This is a genomic window from Sinorhizobium sp. P24N7, assembly GCF_042436655.1.
Taxonomy (GTDB): Bacteria; Pseudomonadota; Alphaproteobacteria; order Rhizobiales; family Rhizobiaceae; genus Sinorhizobium; species Sinorhizobium meliloti_A.
The window spans coordinates 1-19,114 of the sequence record NZ_JBHMIW010000019.1 but is presented as its reverse complement, the minus strand read 5'-3'; the positions used below and the strand labels follow the sequence as shown (position 1 = coordinate 19,114).

The 19,114-nt window shown below is 63.1% G+C and carries 16 protein-coding genes; 12 read left to right on the top strand and 4 right to left on the bottom strand.

The features are described from left to right. Positions 1 to 45 precede the first annotated feature (45 nt). The 8 genes from ACFHWW_RS27855 (at position 46) to ACFHWW_RS27820 (ending at position 11,409) form a co-directional block, all read left to right on the top strand. Positions 46 to 2,295 (top strand): glycosyltransferase family 2 protein, encoded by a 2,250-nt coding sequence (locus ACFHWW_RS27855; protein ID WP_379942322.1) that lies wholly within the window; start codon positions 46 to 48, stop codon positions 2,293 to 2,295. Beyond that, positions 2,292 to 3,137, top strand: a complete 846-nt coding sequence (locus ACFHWW_RS27850) for a class I SAM-dependent methyltransferase (protein WP_379942320.1) — start codon at positions 2,292 to 2,294, stop codon at positions 3,135 to 3,137. Before ACFHWW_RS27855 ends, ACFHWW_RS27850 begins: the two co-directional genes overlap by 4 nt. Continuing rightward, positions 3,134 to 4,396 (top strand): glycosyltransferase family 4 protein, encoded by a 1,263-nt coding sequence (locus ACFHWW_RS27845; RefSeq protein WP_338281288.1) that lies wholly within the window; start codon positions 3,134 to 3,136, stop codon positions 4,394 to 4,396. The genes ACFHWW_RS27850 and ACFHWW_RS27845 overlap by 4 nt, the downstream gene beginning before the upstream one ends. A gap of 11 nt (positions 4,397 to 4,407) precedes the next feature. Beyond that, complete coding sequence (locus tag ACFHWW_RS27840) at positions 4,408 to 5,115, top strand: hypothetical protein (RefSeq protein ID WP_100670216.1); 708 nt, start codon at positions 4,408 to 4,410, stop codon at positions 5,113 to 5,115. Between the two features lie 8 nt (positions 5,116 to 5,123). Then, the gene (locus tag ACFHWW_RS27835) at positions 5,124 to 7,340 is read left to right on the top strand and encodes a hypothetical protein (RefSeq protein WP_379942317.1); all 2,217 of its coding nucleotides are present in this window, start codon (positions 5,124 to 5,126) and stop codon (positions 7,338 to 7,340) included. Next, positions 7,337 to 8,659 (top strand): glycosyltransferase family 4 protein, encoded by a 1,323-nt coding sequence (locus ACFHWW_RS27830; RefSeq protein WP_338281293.1) that lies wholly within the window; start codon positions 7,337 to 7,339, stop codon positions 8,657 to 8,659. Before ACFHWW_RS27835 ends, ACFHWW_RS27830 begins: the two co-directional genes overlap by 4 nt. Before the next feature lie 44 nt (positions 8,660 to 8,703). Continuing rightward, positions 8,704 to 9,690: a hypothetical protein gene (locus ACFHWW_RS27825; RefSeq protein ID WP_379942315.1), complete on the top strand. Its 987-nt coding sequence runs from the start codon at positions 8,704 to 8,706 to the stop codon at positions 9,688 to 9,690. Positions 9,691 to 9,819: 129 nt separating this feature from the next. Further along, the gene (locus tag ACFHWW_RS27820; protein WP_164866860.1) at positions 9,820 to 11,409 is read left to right on the top strand and encodes an ABC transporter substrate-binding protein; all 1,590 of its coding nucleotides are present in this window, start codon (positions 9,820 to 9,822) and stop codon (positions 11,407 to 11,409) included. Between the two features lie 119 nt (positions 11,410 to 11,528). Here ACFHWW_RS27820 and ACFHWW_RS27815 read toward each other — a convergent pair whose 3' ends face one another. Beyond that, positions 11,529 to 12,203: an HAD family hydrolase gene (locus tag ACFHWW_RS27815; RefSeq protein WP_379942313.1), complete on the bottom strand. Its 675-nt coding sequence runs from the start codon at positions 12,201 to 12,203 to the stop codon at positions 11,529 to 11,531. 200 nt (positions 12,204 to 12,403) lie between these two features. On the opposite strand from ACFHWW_RS27815, the gene ACFHWW_RS27810 reads away from it, so the two are divergent. Together ACFHWW_RS27810 and ACFHWW_RS27805 are read left to right on the top strand one after the other, a co-directional pair. Beyond that, positions 12,404 to 12,682, top strand: a complete 279-nt coding sequence (locus tag ACFHWW_RS27810; protein ID WP_018098866.1) for a type II toxin-antitoxin system ParD family antitoxin — start codon at positions 12,404 to 12,406, stop codon at positions 12,680 to 12,682. Then, entirely contained in the window at positions 12,683 to 12,985 is a 303-nt protein-coding gene (locus ACFHWW_RS27805; protein ID WP_018098867.1) for a type II toxin-antitoxin system RelE/ParE family toxin, read from the top strand. Between the two features lie 204 nt (positions 12,986 to 13,189). On the opposite strand, the gene ACFHWW_RS27800 is transcribed toward ACFHWW_RS27805, so the two are convergent. The 3 genes from ACFHWW_RS27800 to ACFHWW_RS27790 all read right to left on the bottom strand — a co-directional run bounded on the left by ACFHWW_RS27800 (position 13,190) and on the right by ACFHWW_RS27790 (position 16,399). Next, positions 13,190 to 13,849: a metallophosphoesterase family protein gene (locus ACFHWW_RS27800; RefSeq protein WP_379942311.1), complete on the bottom strand. Its 660-nt coding sequence runs from the start codon at positions 13,847 to 13,849 to the stop codon at positions 13,190 to 13,192. Between the two features lie 327 nt (positions 13,850 to 14,176). Further along, positions 14,177 to 14,557 (bottom strand): hypothetical protein, encoded by a 381-nt coding sequence (locus ACFHWW_RS27795; protein WP_338281304.1) that lies wholly within the window; start codon positions 14,555 to 14,557, stop codon positions 14,177 to 14,179. A gap of 111 nt (positions 14,558 to 14,668) precedes the next feature. Continuing rightward, a complete protein-coding gene (locus ACFHWW_RS27790; protein WP_379942309.1) occupies positions 14,669 to 16,399 on the bottom strand; it encodes a phosphoethanolamine transferase in 1,731 nt (576 codons plus the stop codon). Between the two features lie 242 nt (positions 16,400 to 16,641). Between ACFHWW_RS27790 and ACFHWW_RS27785 the strand changes: the two genes are divergently transcribed. Both ACFHWW_RS27785 and ACFHWW_RS27780 read left to right on the top strand, forming a co-directional pair. Further along, the gene (locus tag ACFHWW_RS27785; protein WP_379942307.1) at positions 16,642 to 17,313 is read left to right on the top strand and encodes a response regulator; all 672 of its coding nucleotides are present in this window, start codon (positions 16,642 to 16,644) and stop codon (positions 17,311 to 17,313) included. Next, positions 17,313 to 18,662 carry a HAMP domain-containing sensor histidine kinase gene (locus ACFHWW_RS27780; protein WP_324763650.1) on the top strand — a complete coding sequence of 450 codons (1,350 nt, stop codon included), beginning with the start codon at positions 17,313 to 17,315 and terminating at the stop codon, positions 18,660 to 18,662. The genes ACFHWW_RS27785 and ACFHWW_RS27780 overlap by 1 nt, the downstream gene beginning before the upstream one ends. Positions 18,663 to 19,114 lie beyond the last annotated feature (452 nt).

The window sequence follows — 19,114 nt, the reverse complement described above, 5'->3', positions numbered from 1 at the left end:
CTCCCGTGGGGCGCACCATCCAAGAATTAGTCAGAGGAGTGGCGTGTGACGTTTGACGATCGTACGCGGAGCGCCAGCGGCATTTTCGAGGACGCGAAGGCCTTTCGGCTCGGTTCCGACGTGGCTGTATTGATCTCCGACGTTCGCGCCAGGTTGCCGGCCGCAGCCAAACACACGCTGGTCATGCCGGAGCAACCCGTCCCGCTCGTCAGCACGATGCTTCCTCTTGCGGAGGGTGGACAGCGCGTGCTTTGGGCCATGCGCCCGGGTGACGAAGCGCGCCGCGGACAGATTTACATCGAAAGCGACTTCGTTCAGACGATCGTGCTCCGGCCCGTCGGTGAACTTCCGCCCCTCGACGTGGAGGACCTGTTTTCCGCACTCACGCCGGAGGGCTGCGTCAAGTTCCTGAACAATCTGCTCACTGTTTGGCGAAGCGCGTTCCGTCTGTCCAGGGACCCGTTCTTCATCGGCCTCATCGAGGATGCGCTTCAGGCGCTGACATCGCGGCCGGCCCCCGCCAAGATTGCATGCCCGATCAACCAGGGGCGATACCTGCTCGAAACAGCGATAAGCCCCGACTTCGGCGAGATCAGCGCTATCTATGCCCTTGGGGCCAACGCCATCCTGCCACTGGCGTCGCCGGCGCTGATCGGCGCCCAACGCGAGCATAATCTTCGTCCTTGCCATTTCATCGTCGAGTCTCCCCAATACCCCCAGTCTTTCGTGCTTGTCGGCAAAAGGGGCGTTGCCGTGCGCGAGCTCTCCTCCGGCAACCCCCATTGCGCCAACCTCCAGGCCTGGTGGGCAGAACGAGGCGATACGCCGGAGCTGCGCGAATACGTCGTCCGCTGGCTCTCGACGACACCCGAGGGTGGACTTGCCACAGCCGTCGACCTCCAGCTGCGGTCACCGCTCCCTGAAAGGCGGATCGGCAGGTCTGCAATGCATCCTTCAGCGGAGGTGGACCTCGCATTGACGCTTTCCGGCGGTCTGCTTGCCGGGGGGTGGACCCATGATCCGACAGCCACTCTTGCCGGCATCGACTACCTCAAGGAGGACGGCACGACGATACCGCTCGACGGCAACTGGTACGAGTTTGCCGCCTGGGCACGCGGAGCGGACGAAAAATCGCGAGCCGACGTGACCGGCTTTGTCGCCTGGCTGCCGTCGAACGATCCGCCGAGCGCCCTGCTCCAGCCGCGGTTCCAGATGCGGCTGGCATCCGGTGCTGTGAAACCGCTCGTGCCGAAGCCGCAACCCTTCGACGCTTCGGCACAGCGCAACCGCATCCTGCGCGCCGTCCCGCCGCAGCACGCGATCGACCAGGCTTTCCGGACGATCCTTGTCCCCGCCCTGCAGGACGTGGAACATAGGTTGGGAAGAGCTTCCAAGGTCGACTACACCAAGGATTACGACCTGCCCGAAAAGGCGCCGTTGGTCTCGATCGTCGTGCCGCTTTACCGTGTTCTCGACTTCCTGCGGTTCCAGCTCTCCGGCATGGCGACCGATCGCTGGCTCGCAAGCAATGCGGAGATCATCTACGTTCTGGATTCGCCGGAGATTCAGGACGAGACGGAGCATCTGCTTGGCGGACTGCATCTCCTCCACGGGTTGCCGATGAAGCTTGTTGTGATGAACCGCAACAGCGGCTACGCGCGGGCGTGCAATGCCGGCGCGCGCTTTGCCCGCGGCTCGGTCGTCGTCATGCTGAACTCGGACGTCGTTCCGTCTGCACCCGGCTGGCTGCAGAAGCTCATCCGGCCGCTCATGGAACAGAGGAGCCTCGGCGCGATCGGCCCGAAGCTGATCTTCGAGGACGGGTCGCTCCAGCACGCGGGCCTCTACTTCGCTCGCGACCAGCGCGGCATATGGCTCAACCATCATTTCCACAAGGGCATGCCCGGCGACTACGGGGCGGCTCAACTTGCCCGCAGCGTGCCCGGCATCACCGGTGCGTGCCTGGTGACGCGCCGGGAAATCTACGAGCTCGTGGATGGATACACGGAGGATTATGTGATCGGCGATTATGAGGACAGCGATTTGTGCCTGAAAATCCGCCGGTGCGGCTATGACATCGCCTACGAGCCGTCGGCGTGTCTCTATCATTTCGAGCGCCGCTCGATCCGCCGCAGCGAAGACTATATGCGCGGGGTCGCCAGCCAGTACAATTCCTGGCTGCACACCGAACGCTGGAACGACGACATCACCGAATTGATGAAAACCGATCTCGGCGGCCGCGACCAGATGCCGGCTCTCTTCGGGATCGGCGCTGCAACGAGGACCGCCGCATGAGCGAGACTGCGCTGCGCCAGGAAAACACAGCTGCCACGGAACTGCCCGCCCGCGACGAACGCGTGGAGGCCCTGCTCGGGAGCATTCTTCGAAACCGCTTCCTTCCCGAACCTGATCCCGACAGCGTCTTCGTCGGCGACGGTTCCTTCACGGCGGTGGGCGTCGAATTCCTCGGCCACTTCATCCGGCTGGGGGGACTGCGTCCGGAAAGCCGCGTTCTCGATATCGGCTGCGGCATCGGCCGCATGGCTGTCCCGCTCACCCAGTATCTGGATTTCGAGAAGGGGCGCTACAGCGGGATAGATCCGGTCGACGGCGGCATCGGCTGGTGTCGCCGCTTCATCACCTCTGTCTATCCGAATTTCGCGTTCCAGCGTGTCGATATTGCCCATGAGCTTTATAATCCGAGCGGAAAAATCAGCGGCAATGCGCTGAAACTGCCCTATGCCGACGGTCACTTCGATTTTGTGATCATGACGTCGATCGTGACGCATCTGCCGCCGGACGAAGTCCTCGTCTATCTGCGAGAGGTCGGAAGGCTTCTGAAACCCGGCGGCCGCCTCTTCATGACCGCATTCGTGGTCGATCACGTCGCAGCGGCCAACGAAAACGGCCGGCGCGACGCGCGGCTTTCCTTCGCCCGCGACGGCGACGGTCCATGCTGGTACGTCCCCGACATGCCACGCCTTGCCGCCGTCGGTTTCGACGACGGCTTTCTTGACGGCGCCCTTGAGCGGGCCGGTCTCGCAATCACTCTGAAGGCGCTCGGCGCCTGGCGCGGTAAGGAGGCGGAGCACTACCAGGACATCTTCGTCGCCGAACGCCGAGGAGGCGGCGCGTGAGCATGCGCGTGCTCGTCGCGGCTCACAACCATCCGGCCCTCCACCCGGGAGGCACGGAGATTTTCGCCCACGACCTGTTCGGCGCTTACAAGCGCGCAGGCTGCGAAGCGCTCTTTCTCGGAGCCACGAACCAGATCCACCGCCAGGCGCGGCCAGGCACGAGCTTTCAAGGCATCGGGCCTGCAGGGGACGAGTTGCTGTTGTGGTCCGGACATTTCGACCGTTTCTTCATGAGTCAGATCGACCTCTACGGCGTCGTTCCGGATATTGCGGAGCTGCTGCGCGACTTCAGGCCGGACGTCGTCCATATCCACCATCTGCTCCTGCTCGGCGCGGAGTTTCCGCATATCGTTCGTCGAACGCTGCCGCAGTGCCGGATCGTCATGACGCTGCACGACTATTATCCCATCTGTCACCATGACGGGCTGATGGTGAAAACGAGCGGCAAGGAACTTTGCCATGGGGCGAGCCCCGACGGATGTCATGCCTGCTTCAAGGACATCGCGCTCGACCGTTTCACCTTGCGCGAACGCCATCTGAAGGCCCTCTTGAGCGACGTGGACCGGTTCGTATCGCCCAGCCGGTTCCTCAAGCAGCGCTTCGTCGATTGGGGGCTTGCGGAGGACAGGATCAGCGTCATTCCCAACGGGCTGCCGGCTCGCGGCGCGCCGGCAGCGGCCCGCCGGATCGGTTCGGATCGTCCGGTCTTCGGCTATTTCGGCAATCTCAACCCCTGGAAAGGCGTGGCGGTACTGCTCCAGGCGGCACGGCAGCTCATTTCCGAGGGGCTGGAGTTCGAGTTGCGCGTTCACGGCGGCGCACCCTTCCAGAGCGAGAGTTTCGTCGACGAGATCACGCGCCTGTTCCAGGAAACGGCACCGACCGTGCAGCAGCGCGGGCCCTACCGGCGTGAGGACGTCGCCGACCTCGTCGCAGCGGTGGATTGCACGATCGTACCCTCGATCTGGTGGGAAAATGCGCCGCTGGTCATCCAGGAGGCGCAGGCCCTCGGACGGCCGGTCATAGCCGGCAATATCGGCGGCATGGCCGAGATGATCGAGGACGGGGCAAACGGCCTCACCGTTGCGCCCAACGATCCCCGGGCGCTCGCCTCTGCCATGCGCCGCCTCGCGCAAGACGGCGCCTTGGCGCGCCGGCTTTCCGCGCATGCGCGGGAACCGGAGAACATCGACACCACCGCACGACGCTATCTCGAATTGATCGAAGCGATCGAACCGTCACGTATCGAAGCGGCATAAAGGGGAAATCGATGGCTGCTGTTGCCGAGAAATCAAATGCCGCACCGGATCAGGACAATACGAAGCCGATGACCGGCCGGGTCGACGCGATCGACCAGGGGCGCATCTTCGGCTGGGCGTTCGATCCGGCAGCACCCGACAAACGCCTCACCATCCGCGTCTATCTGGACGGCAACGTCATTGCCCAGGCGGTCGCCGACCGCAATCGCCCCGATCTCAAGCGCAACGGCATCGGCGACGGCGGCTATGCCTTCGAAATCGCGCTTCCCGAGGCGGCAGCCTCGCGCACCACCGATCTCAAGGTGACGGCCCTGGACGCACGCGGCACCGAACAGCAGCTGCGCGTTCCGCGCCCCGATGAACAGGCGGCCGAAGCCCTCATCGCCGCGCCGCTCGCCAAGGTTCTCGACAAGCTCGACGTCCTCATGGCGGCTCAGCGGCAATTGCAGGTCTCGCAGCGATCTCTCCAGCGCACGCATAATGACGAGGGCGGCGAAGGCGGGGCCTTGGGGCCTGCCGCCGCCGCCGAGATCGGGCAGCGCCTGAACGATCTCGATGTTCATTTGATGCGGCTCGATGGCGTGGTTGCAGCGATGGAGAAGAACCTCGGAGCCTTGCAGAAGCGGTCGAATGGAGAGTTGAAACCGCTGCTGCTCCTGCTGTTCGTTCTCGCGGGCTTTGCCGCCGGCGCTGCCCTCTCGGTTTTCGCCGGGGCATGAGGAGTACCATGGCCGGAGCAGAACAGGCGCTTCCTCAAACGTCTCAAACAGCCGCGAGGATCATGCGCGGTGGGAGGGTTGTCGCCTGCCCGATCGACGATACGCTGCTGCTCGTCATAGGCGCGGGCGCGCCCGTCGCCGGCCAGGTGGCGGCGCAGATCAACGACGACCCCGCCACCGCGACGAGTGCCTCCATCATCGGTTGGCGCCTGGCTTCGCAGTCGCCAACCGCCACGCACGGGTTCGCGGCGCTCCTGCCCATCAATGACGCCGGCCGTCCGCTTACCACGCTCCGCCTGGGTCAGGAGGGCAGCCCCAGGCGCTATATCTTCGGCCCCCGCACGCTTGCTGTTCGCGAAAGCGTGATGGTCCTCGCGGAGCTTGCCGGCACCCAACTGGCCGAGGTGCTGGACCCGCTCGTGGATGCGATGATGCAGATGTCCAACGGTCGGCGTAGGCTTGCGGCAATAGTTGCCCTGATACAGGCCCGAAAGGGTAGCGACGGCTTCCTCGAATTCGTCGGCGAGACCCACGAGGGAGCGATCTTCCTCAGAGGCTGGGCCCGCGCCGCCGATCCCGGCAACGCTCGCGTGATCGTGTGCGGCGAAAATCCGGTCGTTGCCGACTGTGGCATCGCGACCTTCTCCCGGCAGGACATTCCGCAAGGCGGTTCAGGCTTTATCGGTCTGTTGACGGCAAGCGAACCGCTTCGCGCACGAGACGTCGAGGGGCTCGCCTATCGCGGGCGCGGGGGCTGGCGCTATGCTTCGGTTCACGAGCACCGGCTGATCGGCGGTCCCACGGAGACGCCCGGGCATATCCGCTCCGTGCTGCTTCAGACGCACAGCACCCCTGCTGTTCTGCTCCGGCTGCGTTCGGCCGCCAACAGCTTCGAGGGGCGCGAGACGATCTCCACTCTTCCCGTTCCCGTGCGTCTGGGAGTGGACAATATCTTTCAGGCGAACAGTGGCGCCTTTCTGATCTCCGGCTGGCTCCTCGACCCTGATGAGCATGTCCAGAGCGTCCGGTTGCGCCGTGGACAAAGCGAGATGCGGCTCGACGATCGCTGGACGCGGCTTGAGCGCTCGGATGTGACGGATGCCTTTACCGAAGAGCCGTTGTTCAAAAGCATGCTCGACCGAGAAACCCACCCGCATGGTTACATCGTGTTTGCCGGCGGACTGGGGGCAGATGGTACGGCCCCGCTACACCTGGAGTTGACGCTCAAGGATTCCCGCCGGGCTTTTCTGCCGCTGACACCCGCGCGGCTTCCGCCGCGTCAGGCGGTGCTCCGCCAAATCAAGTCCATCGATCCCGAAAACTGGGGCCGGACGGAAATCGTCGATCGACAGATCGTGCCCTTCCTGTGCGCGTCGGAGAGCCCCTCGCCCGGCATCAAGGCTATCCTTGATGCCGGTGCGTTCGACGAGGCTTCGGGGCCGCCGATCATCGTCGCTGCCGGCCAAGCAGAAGAAAAGGAGCTTGCCCCTTTTCTCGGCCTTCTGGCGCTCGATCCCGAAACGCGGCACGCGCCGATCGCGCTCGTGCTGCACTCCGAATGCTTTCGCCGTCAGGCCGGCCGGATCAGGCAGCTCGCGCAGTTCTATCGGCTTCCGCTCAGGCTGATGTCGGCGGAAACGGCCGATGTCTACGATCTCCTGGAAGCCGGCATTCGCGCGCTTTCGAGCGAGACAGTCGTTCTGCTCGCCGGCTCGCTATTGCCCCGCAGGAGCGGCTGGTACGGCAGGCTGGTTTCCGCCTACGAGGAAAGTGGCGGGATCATTTCGCCCACGCTCGCCTATGAGGACCATTCCGTTCGATGGGCTGGCTCCTGGGCCGACGCGCAGTCCGAAAATTCGCTTTCGGACCGTTATGCCGGTTATCCGTTGAGCGCGGTGACGGGTCTCAAGCTCACCCGGATCGCGGCGGCCTCTTTCGAATGCTGCATCATGCCGCGCGAGGCTTTCCTCGTCGCCGGAGGCTTTGCCGGCAGCTATCTCGGATCCCGGCAAAAGGGGCAGGATCTCGGCTTGAGGCTCAGCCGTTCGGGGATCGAATCCTGGTGGCTGCCCTCGGTGCAGATGCTGGGCTCGGACGAGCCGTTCTCCACCGGCAGCGCCTCCGCGGCTCCTCTCGTCGAGCGGATCGACGAAAGACTGTTTTCGGCCCGATGGGCTCCGCAGCCGCAGGGCGAAGGCAATCGCATCAAGGAGGCTTCCGCATGAGCGAGCGGCTCCGTGTTCTCGTCGTTTCGCATGGACATCCGGCGATGTCGCTGGGCGGGGCGGAGATAGCGTCCCACAGCCTGCACAAGGGCCTGAACACGCTGCCGGGCGTCGAGTCGATCTATCTCGCCCGCGTCGGCCATCCGGTCCCTCGCCACGGCGCCTCAGCACTGATGAGTCTGCGTCTTGCAGTGGACGAAGTGCTCTTCCATGCGGATGATTACGATCACTTCTTCCTGTCCAACGGGGATACGGAGGCGATCCGCCGCGACCTCCTGCGTTTCGTCGGCGATCTGTCGCCTCATGTCGTTCACTTTCATCACCTGATCGGCCTCGGAATGGAGGCGCTTTACGCTCTACGCGAAGCGCTGCCGGAGGCGGTAATCATCGTCACCTTCCATGAGTATCTGTCGCTCTGCCACAATCACGGGCAGATGGTGAAGCGACCATCCGCCCAGCTCTGCAACAGTTCGTCGCCGATCAGTTGCCATGGCTGCTTTCCCGATATCCCGGTTTCCCGTTTCCTGAGGCGCGAGGAGTTTCTGCGCGGCATGCTCGGCCTTGCCGATGCCTTCATCTCCCCGAGCATGTTCCTCGCAAACCGCTATGTCGAATGGGGCATCGACGCGGAAAAGCTCTCCGTGATCGACAACGGCATCGTCATGGGCGAGGCCGCACCGGTACGTGATCTGCCGGTCCCGTCCGCCCGACGGAACCGTTTCGCCTATTTCGGGCAGATGACACCCTTCAAGGGCATCGACGTGCTGGTCGACGCGGTCTCGCGCGTGCCGGAAGAAATCTGGGGCGAGGACTCCTGCCTGATGATCTTCGGCGGTAATCTCGAGCGCCAGCCGACCGAGTTCCAGGAGCGCCTGAAGAAGCTCATCGACGACGCCGGGCGCCGGGTGCGTTTTTATGGCGCCTATCAGAATGCCGATATGCCGAGGCTGATGCGCTCGGTCGACTGGGTCGTGCTGCCTTCGATCTGGTGGGAAAACTCGCCCGTCGTCATCCAGGAGGCCCTGCACCACCGCAGGCCCATCATCTGTTCCGACATCGGCGGCATGGCCGAGAAAGTGCAGGACGGAAGGGACGGCCTCCACTTCCGTACCGGCAGCGCCCAGGATCTCGCCGACCGGCTGTCGGAAGTGCTGGGCAAGCCCGAGGCATGGGACCGGCTGCACGCAACGCTGCGGCCTCCGACCGGCCACGTGGAATCGGCCCGCGCGCATGCCGATCTCTATCGTCGGCTGCTGGAGGACAGGCGGAGCTCTCTTGGTGCCGGGCAATATGAAGCGGCGGCACAGGCCTTGGTCTAGCCGCTTGCGGCTCCCCTCAAATTGACAGCTGCTCGGGAATTCCCATGCTCGTTTACGCCGACGAAAACCTGGAAGTGATCCATCTGCGAGGATCGTCGCCCTATCTTCTCGTCACCTTCAACGAGATGGAGATGCAGGCGAACGGCAGCCGCTTCTGGGGTCAGCGGTTCTGCGAGAAAGCCGGCATCGCCGCACTCGGCTTCATCAGCCGGCGGCCGAACTGGTTTCCGGCGGCAAGCGTAGTCGCGGCGGTCGAGGCTGCTGCGCCGATCCTTGCTGAAGCGCCGGAACGGATCCTCTACGGCCATTCGCAAGGCGGCTATGCGGCGCTGCGCTATCGCCGGCGTTGTGGCGCAAGCGTCGCCGTTGCTTTTTGCCCGCAGATCTCGATCGATCCGAAGACAGTACCATTCGACAACCGCTTCGTCCGCCACTTCGCTCCGGGGCTCCACACGAACATGGCAATCGCCCCCGACCAGGCGGCCGGGCGCGCCTATCTGTTCTACGACCCCTTTCATGCCGTCGATCGCCGGCACGCGGAGCGGATCGCGGCGATACAGAGCCAGACGCATCTCATCCCCGTGCATATGACCGGTCACGGCACCGTTCGGGCCTTCACCGGGACGGCGCGCGCGCTTTCGCTCATCGAGGCTTGCCGCGCGGACGACCGCGCCGGTTTGCGCGCACTCGCCCGCTCGGCGCGGATCGGCGCCCCGATGCGCCCCTATCAGATCGCCATCGCGGCGATTGCTCGCCACCCTGCCTGGGCCGACCGGTGTCTTCGACGCTTCGGAGAAGGCTTTTCACCTGTGGAGCGGGTAAACTTTCTTTACCATCGGGCCAACCGCCACATCCGCGACGGCGCACTCGAGATCGCTCGCGACATGCTCGCCGAGGCCGTGGCGCTCCAGCCAGGCAATCTCGGCTTTGCCCGCCGCCTCGAGGAACTCGAAGGCCGCATCGCCCGCACGCGCGCCTCGACACGGGATGAGGAAACCTCAGCACCTCTCTTCTCCCGCGCCGTGACATAGCTGGGCTTGTCTCGCCTGGTTGCGACATTCTTCGCCGCCAACAGACAGCCTTCGCCATATAGATCCATTGCAACCTGAGCGTGGTGCCGGTTAACCGGTACGCACGTTTCAATGGAGGAGAGGAAATCGATGGCGGGAGAATTGGAATTCATGAGCCGGGAGGTCGTTTCCGGCCGCCTGTCGAGGCGCGATTTTCTCGGGCGCGCGGCAGCGCTCGGCGTAACGCTCGCCTCGGCCCAGGTGCTGCTCGGCAATGCCGCGCGGGCGAGCGGCCCGGCCAAGGGCGGCATATTGCGGGCCGGGCTCGTCGGCGGCGAATCCACGAACAGCCTCGATCCGGCGACCTGGGCGAGCCAGGTGCCCTACACATTCGGCCGCTGCTGGGGAGAGCAGTTGCTCGAAGTTTCGCCGGCAGGCGAGATTGAGTATCGGCTGGCTGAAGCCTACGAAGCGTCGAAGGACGCGAAGACCTGGGCGTTCACGATCCGCAAGGGCGTGACCTTCCATAACGGCAAGGAACTGACGCCTGCCGATGTCGTCGCCACGTTCGAGCGTCATGCCGACAAGAACTCGAAATCGGCTGCCCTGCCCTTCGTCCAGGAATTCGAGACCATCAAGGCAGATGGCGACAAGGTCGTCATTACGCTGCGCCAGCCGAACGCCGATATGCCGTTCATCGTCAGCGATTATCATCTGATGATCCAGCCGAACGGCGGCAAGGACGACCCGACTGCCGGCATCGGTACCGGGCCCTACAAAGTCGTCGTCAACGAACCGGGCGTAAAGCATGTCGGCGAGCTGCAGGACGGCTATTGGGGAGCGGCCGAGCGCGGTCATGCCGACCAGATCGAAATCACCGTCATCAATGACGCAACGGCGCGCACCGCCTCGCTCCAGTCCGGCGGCGTGCACATCATCAATCGCATCGAACCGAAGATCGTCGCGCTCGTCAAACGCATTCCAGGGGTCACGATCCGCAACGTCCCCGGGAAGGGCCACTATGTCCTGATCGCCCATTGCAACACGGCGCCCTTCGACAACAACGACCTGCGGCTGGCGCTGAAATACGCGGTGGACCGCGAGGAAATGGTCGCAAAGATACTCGCCGGCTACGGCACGGTCGGCAACGATACGCCGATGATCAAGGGCTACCCGCTGTTCGACGACGATATCGAGCAGCGCGTCTTCGATCCGGACAAGGCGAAGTTCCACTTCAAGAAGTCGGGCCATGACGGTTCGATCCTGCTGCGTACCTCCGACGTCGCCTTCCCCGGGGCGGTCGACGCCGCGCAGCTTTTCCAGGCAAGCGCCGCGAAGTGCGGCATCGATGTCGAGCTGAAGCGCGAGCCCGGAGACGGCTACTGGTCCGACGTCTGGAACAAGCAGCCCTTCAGCATGTCCTACTGGACCGGACGGCCGACGCAGGACCAGGTCTATTCCATCGCCTATCTTTCAAAGGCGGAATGGAACGACACCCGCTTCTTCCGCGAGGATTTCGACAAGCTGATCTTTGCGGCGCGCGGCGAGCTGGACGAGGCGAAGCGCAAGGTTCTCTATCGCGAGGCGGCAATGATCCTGCGCGATGAGGGTGGTGTGATCGCGCCGATGTTCAACAACTATATCGATGCCACCAGCGACAAGGTCGGCGGCTGGGTCGACGATCCGAACGGCGAGCTCATGGGCGGACATGCGCTGACCAAGTGCTGGCTCGCCGCCTGAACGTGATCCTTGAAGCAGCCGGCGGCCGATGGCCGTCGGCCTCGCATCGCGCCGGCTCTAAACCTTTGAAACTGCGCACTTGCGGACGGAAACCGTCAGATAGTTTTCCTGGAAGTGCTCTAGCCGCGGCGGCGATGCAGCGAAAGCCATCCGTCCTCGACGAGGCGAGCCTCAACGTCGGCGTAATGCGACAGCATGATATGCGGCATCTCGGCCGCAGCGGCATGCGCCCCGGTGATGACGGCAACCTCGGCGCCCGCGGATTTGCCGGCGAGAACACCCGCAGGCGCGTCCTCGAAAACGAGGCAATCTTCGGCACGCACCCCGAGTCTCTCTGCCGCGAGCAGATAGCCCTGCGGGTCGGGCTTCCCGACCGAGACATCCTCACCGGTCACCATGTGGCGAGGCACCGGAATACCGGCCGCCTGGAGCCGGCGCGCGGCGAGTTCGAGCGGCGCGGACGTAACGATCGCCCATCTTTCCGGCGGTAATGTCTTCAGGAAGGTGACGGCGCCCGGAATTTCGACAATCCCCTCGACATCGGCAATCTCCGCCTCGGCAAGAATGCGCGCCTCCTGTTCCGGATCGACCGGCAGGCCCAGCGCGCGGATCGTATCGACGGCTCGCACGCCGTGGACGACCTTCATGAGCGCCACGGGGTCTATTCCGTTGCGGAGTGCCCAGGATCCCCAGACCCTTTCAACGACTGCCATCGAGTTGAGCAGCGTGCCGTCCATGTCGAATAGGAGGGCGGCGAAATTCTTCGTGAAGATTGCGGAAGAGGACGTGTCCAAACCGTGTCCCTTGGATTTCGAGTTCACATGCCTTGCAGGTCGGCACAACTATAGCCTGACGCGGCGTTGCACAATGCTAAAGCAATTGCTTTCCGCACGCTTATCGCACTGCCCCGGTTGCAGGAACCTGTGACCTACCGAAGGGGAGTAGGATTAAATCGTGTTGCGTGTTATACAGGCTCGAAACGAGAGCGGCCGATATGCGTACAACCCAATCCCTCAGCATTACCCTGCCGATCGAAATGGCCGAAATGGTCAAAGCGAAGGTGACATCGGGTGAGTATGCCACTGAAAGCGAAGTGATCCGCGACGGTTTGCGTACACTGGCTGCGCGGGACGCTGCGGTGGAACGCTGGCTGCGCGAGGAAGTCGCTGCCGCCTACGACGCCCATAAAGCCGACCCGACACGCGCTGTCCCTCTTGAGGACGGTATGGCACAGGTCCGATCGCGCGTCGCCAAGGGCAAGAGTCGGGCTTGAATGAGGCATTATACCGTTCGCCTGTCACCTGAAGCGCAGACCGATCTGGTGCACATCTATGGGTATGTCGTCGAACGGTCTGGCTCAACCGATACGGCAGACCGATACATTGAGCGCATCAGCGGGTTCCTCTCGTCCTTCGATGTATTTCCGGAACGCGGAACCATCCGCGATGAAATGCGCCCAGGGCTGCGTATTATTGGGTTCGAGGGGAGCACGAGTGTGGCATTCGTCGTTGAGGATGCCGATGTGGTCATTCTACGTGTTCTAGCGGGGGGCCGTGAGTTCAGGGTGAATGATTAACGCACGCACACGCGGGTATGTCGTCGTGAAGCGGTCCAAGGCCTGTTGAGGTTGTGCTCGTCACAGCGATCCAGCAGCGCCGCGTCTGCGGCGCGGGAAGCTTTCTTTCAGCCCAAGGACTTGGGCTGGCTGGATTCCTGTGACGAGCACAGGAATGAGGAAATCAAACAATTCGCGGCGGGTGGCCCCAATCTCAACAGGCCCTTAGCTGTATCCATCCGTGACCAGAAAATCGATCGGGCCTCCCGCCCTGTCGTCATCGAAGACGGCGCAGGAGAGCATGCCGCCGAAGACGGCGCCGGAATCGACATTGGTCCTGTTCCCGACGGTGCGCGGATTGCTTCGGCTCGGCGTGTGCCCGTGGCAGACATGCTTGCCCCAATAGGTGCCGGAGTAGTTCGGATCGGTGCGGATCCAGAGGAGGATGTCGTCGCCCTGTTCTTCGAGCGGAATGGTCTCGTCGACACCGGCATGGACGAAAATGCGGTGCCGATCGACGACGAGCGACGGCAGTTCCGCCATCCAGACCAGATGGCTCAACGGAATGGCGCCGCTATAGGAAGCCATCGTCTCCTCCCCCCCGTTCGTCAGCCATAGGGACATCTCGGCCTGGCCCTTGCGTGCCGCCAGCAGCATGGCCTCGTGATTGCCCTTGAGCGTGATCCATTCCCAGCCCGCCCTGCGCGGCCCGGCCATGATCCGCTCCACGACGCCGCGGCTGTCCGGACCGCGATCGACGAGGTCGCCGAGGAAGACCACCCTGCCGCCGGCGACGACGGATTCGATACTGGCAAGCAAGGTTTCGAGTTGTGCGAGGCAACCGTGAATGTCACCGACGGCGAAGGTGAAACGCCGGCTATTCATGAATCGCTTCTCCTTTGCTCGTCCAAGACGGCGCGCTCCTTTCGTCGCTGATATGAATCGGCCATCTGAGGCCGCCCAGGGTGTCCGAGAGCTTTAGCGCATCGGCCGGACAATCGGAACCGATATTCGGAAAGCCCGATGCGTAGCAGGAACAGAGAGCGCGGACAGGCACAAGACGGCTTTGTTCACCTGGCCCCGGTGCTTTTCAGAGGGATTCGGCAGCGCCGCGTCTGCGGCGCGAAAGAATCGTTTCAGCCCAAGGACTTGGCCTGACTGATTCCTGTGACGGGCACAGGAACGAGGGTCACGGGGAGATCCGCGCAAAGACTACCGGTGAGACGATCCCTTCGGAATCGCCGAACTGGTGATCGAGACGGGGTCGCTTGCGGGAAACGTATCTTCGAGACCCTCTTCCAACTGCTCTTCCATGGCGTCCCGGTCATGCGCCTGCCGGGCATTCGCAAGCGCTCCCTTGGGGACCGAAGGAGACCGTTTCGTGCCGGTAATGGCAAGAAGCGTTTCATCCGCCGCGATGGCCGCGGCGAGTATCTCCTTTGCCTGGGAAACGGCATTCAGCCTGTTGAGGCTACCGTCGGCGTTCTGCGGGCAGGAGACGGAGACGACCTCCCCGTTGGTGCCGACGAACTCGACGGTGAAACCCGCCTTGCCGCCGCGCTCGGGATAGACCTGAATTCCGGCGATCTGCATCTGATTCTCCTCTGATGGCCGCCCCGCCGGCTGCGGATGCGAGACCGGCCTGCAGTCTACCAGATTTGGCGAAGGTCGACAGCTTGCCGGTGGGAGAGGCTTATCGGAAAATCACAGAAGGCCGGGCACCCACCTCGCTTCCTGCGACCCGCCGGCTCTTGCTGCGGGTTCGCCATTCTGGGCCGCGTGATATCCCGGCACCGGCTGCTCCTCTTTGCCTGCGGGCCGCGTGCAGGCGAAAAAAGCGTCGAGATCGCGGTCATAGATTCTCGTCTCGACGTCCATCATGCCGAGCACCGTGTGAAACAGGTTGTCGTGCGATTTGGGCTGGTCGGCGTCCTTGGCAAGACAGCCGGCGTCGACGCCCATCGCAGCCTGGTACGGCTTCGAAAACCAGGCGATGAACGGCACCTGGGTCTGTTCCTTCGGGGCGATCACATAAGGCGCGCCGTGGAGGTAGAGGCCGTTCTCCCCAAGCGACTCGCCGTGATCCGACATATAGATCATCGCGCCGGCAATGCGGTCCTGATGCTTTTCGAGGAGCCGCGCGACGCTGGCGAGGATGTGGTCGGTGTAGAGGATCGTATTGTCGTAGGCATTGACCAGTTCCGCGGTCGAGCAACGCATGAGTTCCGGCGTTCGGCAGTCGGGCGTGAAGCGGCGGAACGCCTCGGGATAGCGAAGGTAGTATGAGGGGCCGTGGCTGCCGAGCTGATGCAGCACGATGACGCTGTTCGACGTCGCCGCCCCGAGTTTCCGGTCGAGATCGCCGAGGAGGATCTCGTCCAGGCATTCGCCGTTGGTGCAAAGCGGGCTGTTCTTGCGGCCGGTCTGGCTTGCGAAGCTGATGAGATCGGCAATCCCCTTGCTGCCGGTATTGTTGTCCCACCAGCTCACCGAGACACCGGCATGCGTCAGCACATTGACGAGATTTTCGGTCGAGCGCGCTTTCCAGTCGCTGTACTGGCTGCGCGGATAGACCGAAAACATGCAGGGAAGCGAGACGGCGGTCGCCGTGCCGCAACTCGTCGTGTTGCGGTAGTTGACGACCCCGAGTGCCTGCAATTCCGGATTCGTCTCGCGCTCGTAGCCGTTGAGCGAAAAGTTCATGGCACGCGCCGTCTCGCCCGCAACGACGACGACGACGACCGGTTTCCCCGCGGCGGCAACGCGCGCGCCCTGATGCGCGTCGATTCCAAGAGGGTGTACGACCAGATTGCGCTCCCGATAGGTCGAAAGGCCGTAGCGCACGGTGGCAATCAGCGGTCCGGACGGATTGAACCTTTTCATGAGGTCCGTATGTTCGCGCAGCGCGTAGGCCACCGTCGCGAAGTTGGAATAGACGAGGCCTGCGCCGACGAGGAGCGATACGGAGACGAAGGCGAAATTGACCGCGGCCTTCCGCAGGAACCGGCGGTGGCGTACCCTGACCCAGGCGATCAGGATCGAAGGGAGGACGGCGTAGACGAGGAGATGCCGCGCAAGGCTGAATGTCAGCAGGTGGCTGGCTTCGGCCTGTGTCGTAACGGCGGCATTGCCGATCATGTCCCGGTCTATGACGATGCCGAAGGTGTCGGCAAAATACGCGGCCGTCGCCGACACCAGGATGAGAATAACCAGCGCCGGCTTCATCAGGTACTTGACCGAGAGAGGCGTCAAGATCGCGAAGAGGACGAGGTAGAGTGCCGCTGCGAAGGCAAGCAGGCTCATCCAGGCGTGATCGAAATAGACGTTGGCATGAGCCCAGAACGAGTTGTTGGTCGCCACCAGCAGATAGAGAGCGACGATCGCGCTCAGGCTTATACTGCCAATCTCGGGCCGGGGAATCCGCGCGATCTTCAAGCTGCTCACCTCCAAAGCCGCGCCAATTGCAGGCATGGTGCGGCGTGACCTTCATGTTCCCTGCACCGTTTGCGATCCAGGGGAGCATGCCCAGTAGCCCGGACGAGCTGTCGGAAAGCTGTCGGCATCGCCGGTACGAGCGGCGTCCCCGCGCCCGGCAGGGATTTCGCAAGTTGGCACCCCGGGAAAAACGTCCTATGGTCCCTCGTCACCGGCGCCAGAAGACTCAGGCTGCGATCTGCATGCGTTTACTCCTCGTCGAGGACAGTCCTCGCCTTACCGAACTCATCAACGAGACCATGCATGACGCGGGTTGGCGGCTCGACGGCGTTTCGACATTGCGCGATGCCGAGGCCGCCATTGCCGCGCGCGAGCACGATTTGGTTCTCCTCGATCTCGGCCTTCCCGACGGCGACGGCCTGCAGCTCCTGCAATGGATCCGGCGGGAGCATGTCGGCCTGCCGGTGCTGATCATCACCGCACGCGGATCGGTCGACGAGCGTATCGCCGGGCTCGACGCCGGCGCCGACGATTATCTCGTCAAGCCGATTCACCATCGCGAACTTCTGTCCCGCTGCAGGGCGATGCTCAGGCGAAATCCCAATGCGATACAGCCGGTCCTCGAGGCCGGTGCCCTGCGCTATGATCCTGCAACGGCGGAGCTTACCTGCGAGGGCGCCGTTCTACCGCTTCCTCCGCGCGAGCGCTCGCTGATCGAAATCCTGTTGCGCGAGGTCGGGCGTGTCGTCCCGAAGCGCAGGCTCGAAACGGCCCTTTCGGAATATGGCCAGGAACTGAGCTCGAATGCGCTGGAACTCGCCGTCTCCAGGGTGCGCAAGCGACTGCAGTCGGCGGAAACCGGCGTGCAGATCGAAACCGTGCGCGGCATTGGTTATCTGCTTCGGACGGTTTGATGAAGAGCTGGAACCCGTCGCTCATCGGCATCGTCGCCCGCCGCATCATCGCCTTCTCACTGCTCGCCATGATGCTGCAGGTCGGCGTCGTCTTCGCCGACTACTGGTTCGACGATGACGAGCTCAGCGTCCTGATGCTGCAGGAGGAGACAGACAACCTGTCGACCGTAATCGCGAAGCAGGACGGGGAGCTGACATTCAAGCTCAATCACGAACTGAAAGAGCGTTACCTGGAACGCGATGGACCGGGTGCGATCTATGTGAGGGTGCGCACCGCTTCCGGCTCGGTGCTCTTCACCAATTGCTCGGCCGAATGTTCGGAGCATTTTCTTCCGCTCGCCGTCAACGCACCGACTTTCTGGAAACGGCTGATCGCACCCGGCAAACCCTTCAGCGTTGCCGGCGGCCAATCGTTCGAGCGTTATGGAGAGATCGTGCTCGTAGAGCTGGCCGTCCTGAAGGACCCCAACGGCTTCATGTACAGCGTTTTGCTGCGCGAGATGTTCGATTCCATGATCGTGCCCATGACGCTGATGTTCTGCCTCGTGATCGGGGCCACGATCTGGTCGATCCGCAGTGCGCTCAAACCGGTGGCAGCAGCGGTGCGGGCGGCCGATGCGATCGATCCGCGCGATGGCAATGCCCGCCTCCCCTCGTCGCGCATGCCGGAGGAGATCGAGCGCCTTGTCGCGGCCGTCAACCGTCTCCTGGCGCGCGTTGCAGATCTCATCCAGGCGCAGAAGGTCTTTTCCTCCTCGATCGCCCACGAGATCCGCACACCGGTTTCGATCGCCAAGATGGAGCTGAGCCGCATCGACGATCCGCGCGCCCGCAATGCGGAGCGCGATCTCGATGCGCTGACCCACATTCTCGAGCAATTGACCTCGCTTGCCCGGGCCGACTCTGTGGACCCCTCGGCCTTTCAGCGCGCCGACCTCTCGGCGATCGGGGCGGAGGTCGCGCAGACGACTGCGCCATTTGTTTTCGACAACGGCAAGTCCATCGAATTCGTAGACCACGGCACACCGCCCGTAAGCGTGATTGCGCCGCTCATCGAGAACATGTTGCGCAACCTGATCGAAAACGCGGTGAAGCATAATCCGCCCAATACGCGCATAGTGCTCGCCTGCGGTCCCGGACCTCTGGTGTCTGTCGAGGACAACGGAAGGGGTCTCGTCGATCTGCCGGAGCACAATGACGATCTCGGCTACGTCAAACGCTCCGGCCAGCTTGGGCTCGGCCTCAAGATCGTTCACCGCATCGGCGAGCTTCACAAAGCGAGGATCGCGGTCGATACGGTTCCCGGTGGAGGGACGAAAATCACCATCGATTTCGCCGCGGCTGCCTAAGGCCTGTTGAGATCGGATACCCGCGACGACTTATGTTGACTTCCTCATTCCTGTGCTTGTCACGGGAATCCAGCCAGACCGAGTAATTGGGCTGGATAGGCTCTCCCGCGCCGCAGACGCGGCGCTGCTGGATCTCTGTGACAAGCATAGAGATGAGGATGAGGAGAGATTGCTGTCCTCCGAATCCTACAGCGCCGCGCGTCTTGTGAGATGCGCTAAGGGCTGTTGAGATTAGGGCCACCGCCACCGCTTGTTTGATTTCCTCATTCCTGTGCTTGTCACAGGAATCCAGCCAGACCAAGTCCTTGGGCTGAAAGAACTCTTTCCGCGCCGCAGACGCGGCGCTGCTCTCATCCCTGTGACGAGCACTGTTGGGGTGGACGGCTCCCAACGGCATCGCAATGTGCCAGAGTGAGTCGTTAAGATATCAATCGAGGGAGACCGTCCGTGGA

Coding starts and splice junctions, on each gene's coding strand:
- ACFHWW_RS27850 (WP_379942320.1), top strand. CDS start 2,292: ATGAGCGAGACTGCGCTGCGCCAGGAAAACACAGCTGCCACGGAACTG.
- ACFHWW_RS27840 (WP_100670216.1), top strand. CDS start 4,408: ATGGCTGCTGTTGCCGAGAAATCAAATGCCGCACCGGATCAGGACAAT.
- ACFHWW_RS27835 (WP_379942317.1), top strand. CDS start 5,124: ATGGCCGGAGCAGAACAGGCGCTTCCTCAAACGTCTCAAACAGCCGCG.
- ACFHWW_RS27830 (WP_338281293.1), top strand. CDS start 7,337: ATGAGCGAGCGGCTCCGTGTTCTCGTCGTTTCGCATGGACATCCGGCG.
- ACFHWW_RS27825 (WP_379942315.1), top strand. CDS start 8,704: ATGCTCGTTTACGCCGACGAAAACCTGGAAGTGATCCATCTGCGAGGA.
- ACFHWW_RS27820 (WP_164866860.1), top strand. CDS start 9,820: ATGGCGGGAGAATTGGAATTCATGAGCCGGGAGGTCGTTTCCGGCCGC.
- ACFHWW_RS27810 (WP_018098866.1), top strand. CDS start 12,404: ATGCGTACAACCCAATCCCTCAGCATTACCCTGCCGATCGAAATGGCC.
- ACFHWW_RS27805 (WP_018098867.1), top strand. CDS start 12,683: ATGAGGCATTATACCGTTCGCCTGTCACCTGAAGCGCAGACCGATCTG.
- ACFHWW_RS27800 (WP_379942311.1), bottom strand. CDS start 13,849: ATGAATAGCCGGCGTTTCACCTTCGCCGTCGGTGACATTCACGGTTGC.
- ACFHWW_RS27795 (WP_338281304.1), bottom strand. CDS start 14,557: ATGCAGATCGCCGGAATTCAGGTCTATCCCGAGCGCGGCGGCAAGGCG.
- ACFHWW_RS27785 (WP_379942307.1), top strand. CDS start 16,642: ATGCGTTTACTCCTCGTCGAGGACAGTCCTCGCCTTACCGAACTCATC.
- ACFHWW_RS27780 (WP_324763650.1), top strand. CDS start 17,313: ATGAAGAGCTGGAACCCGTCGCTCATCGGCATCGTCGCCCGCCGCATC.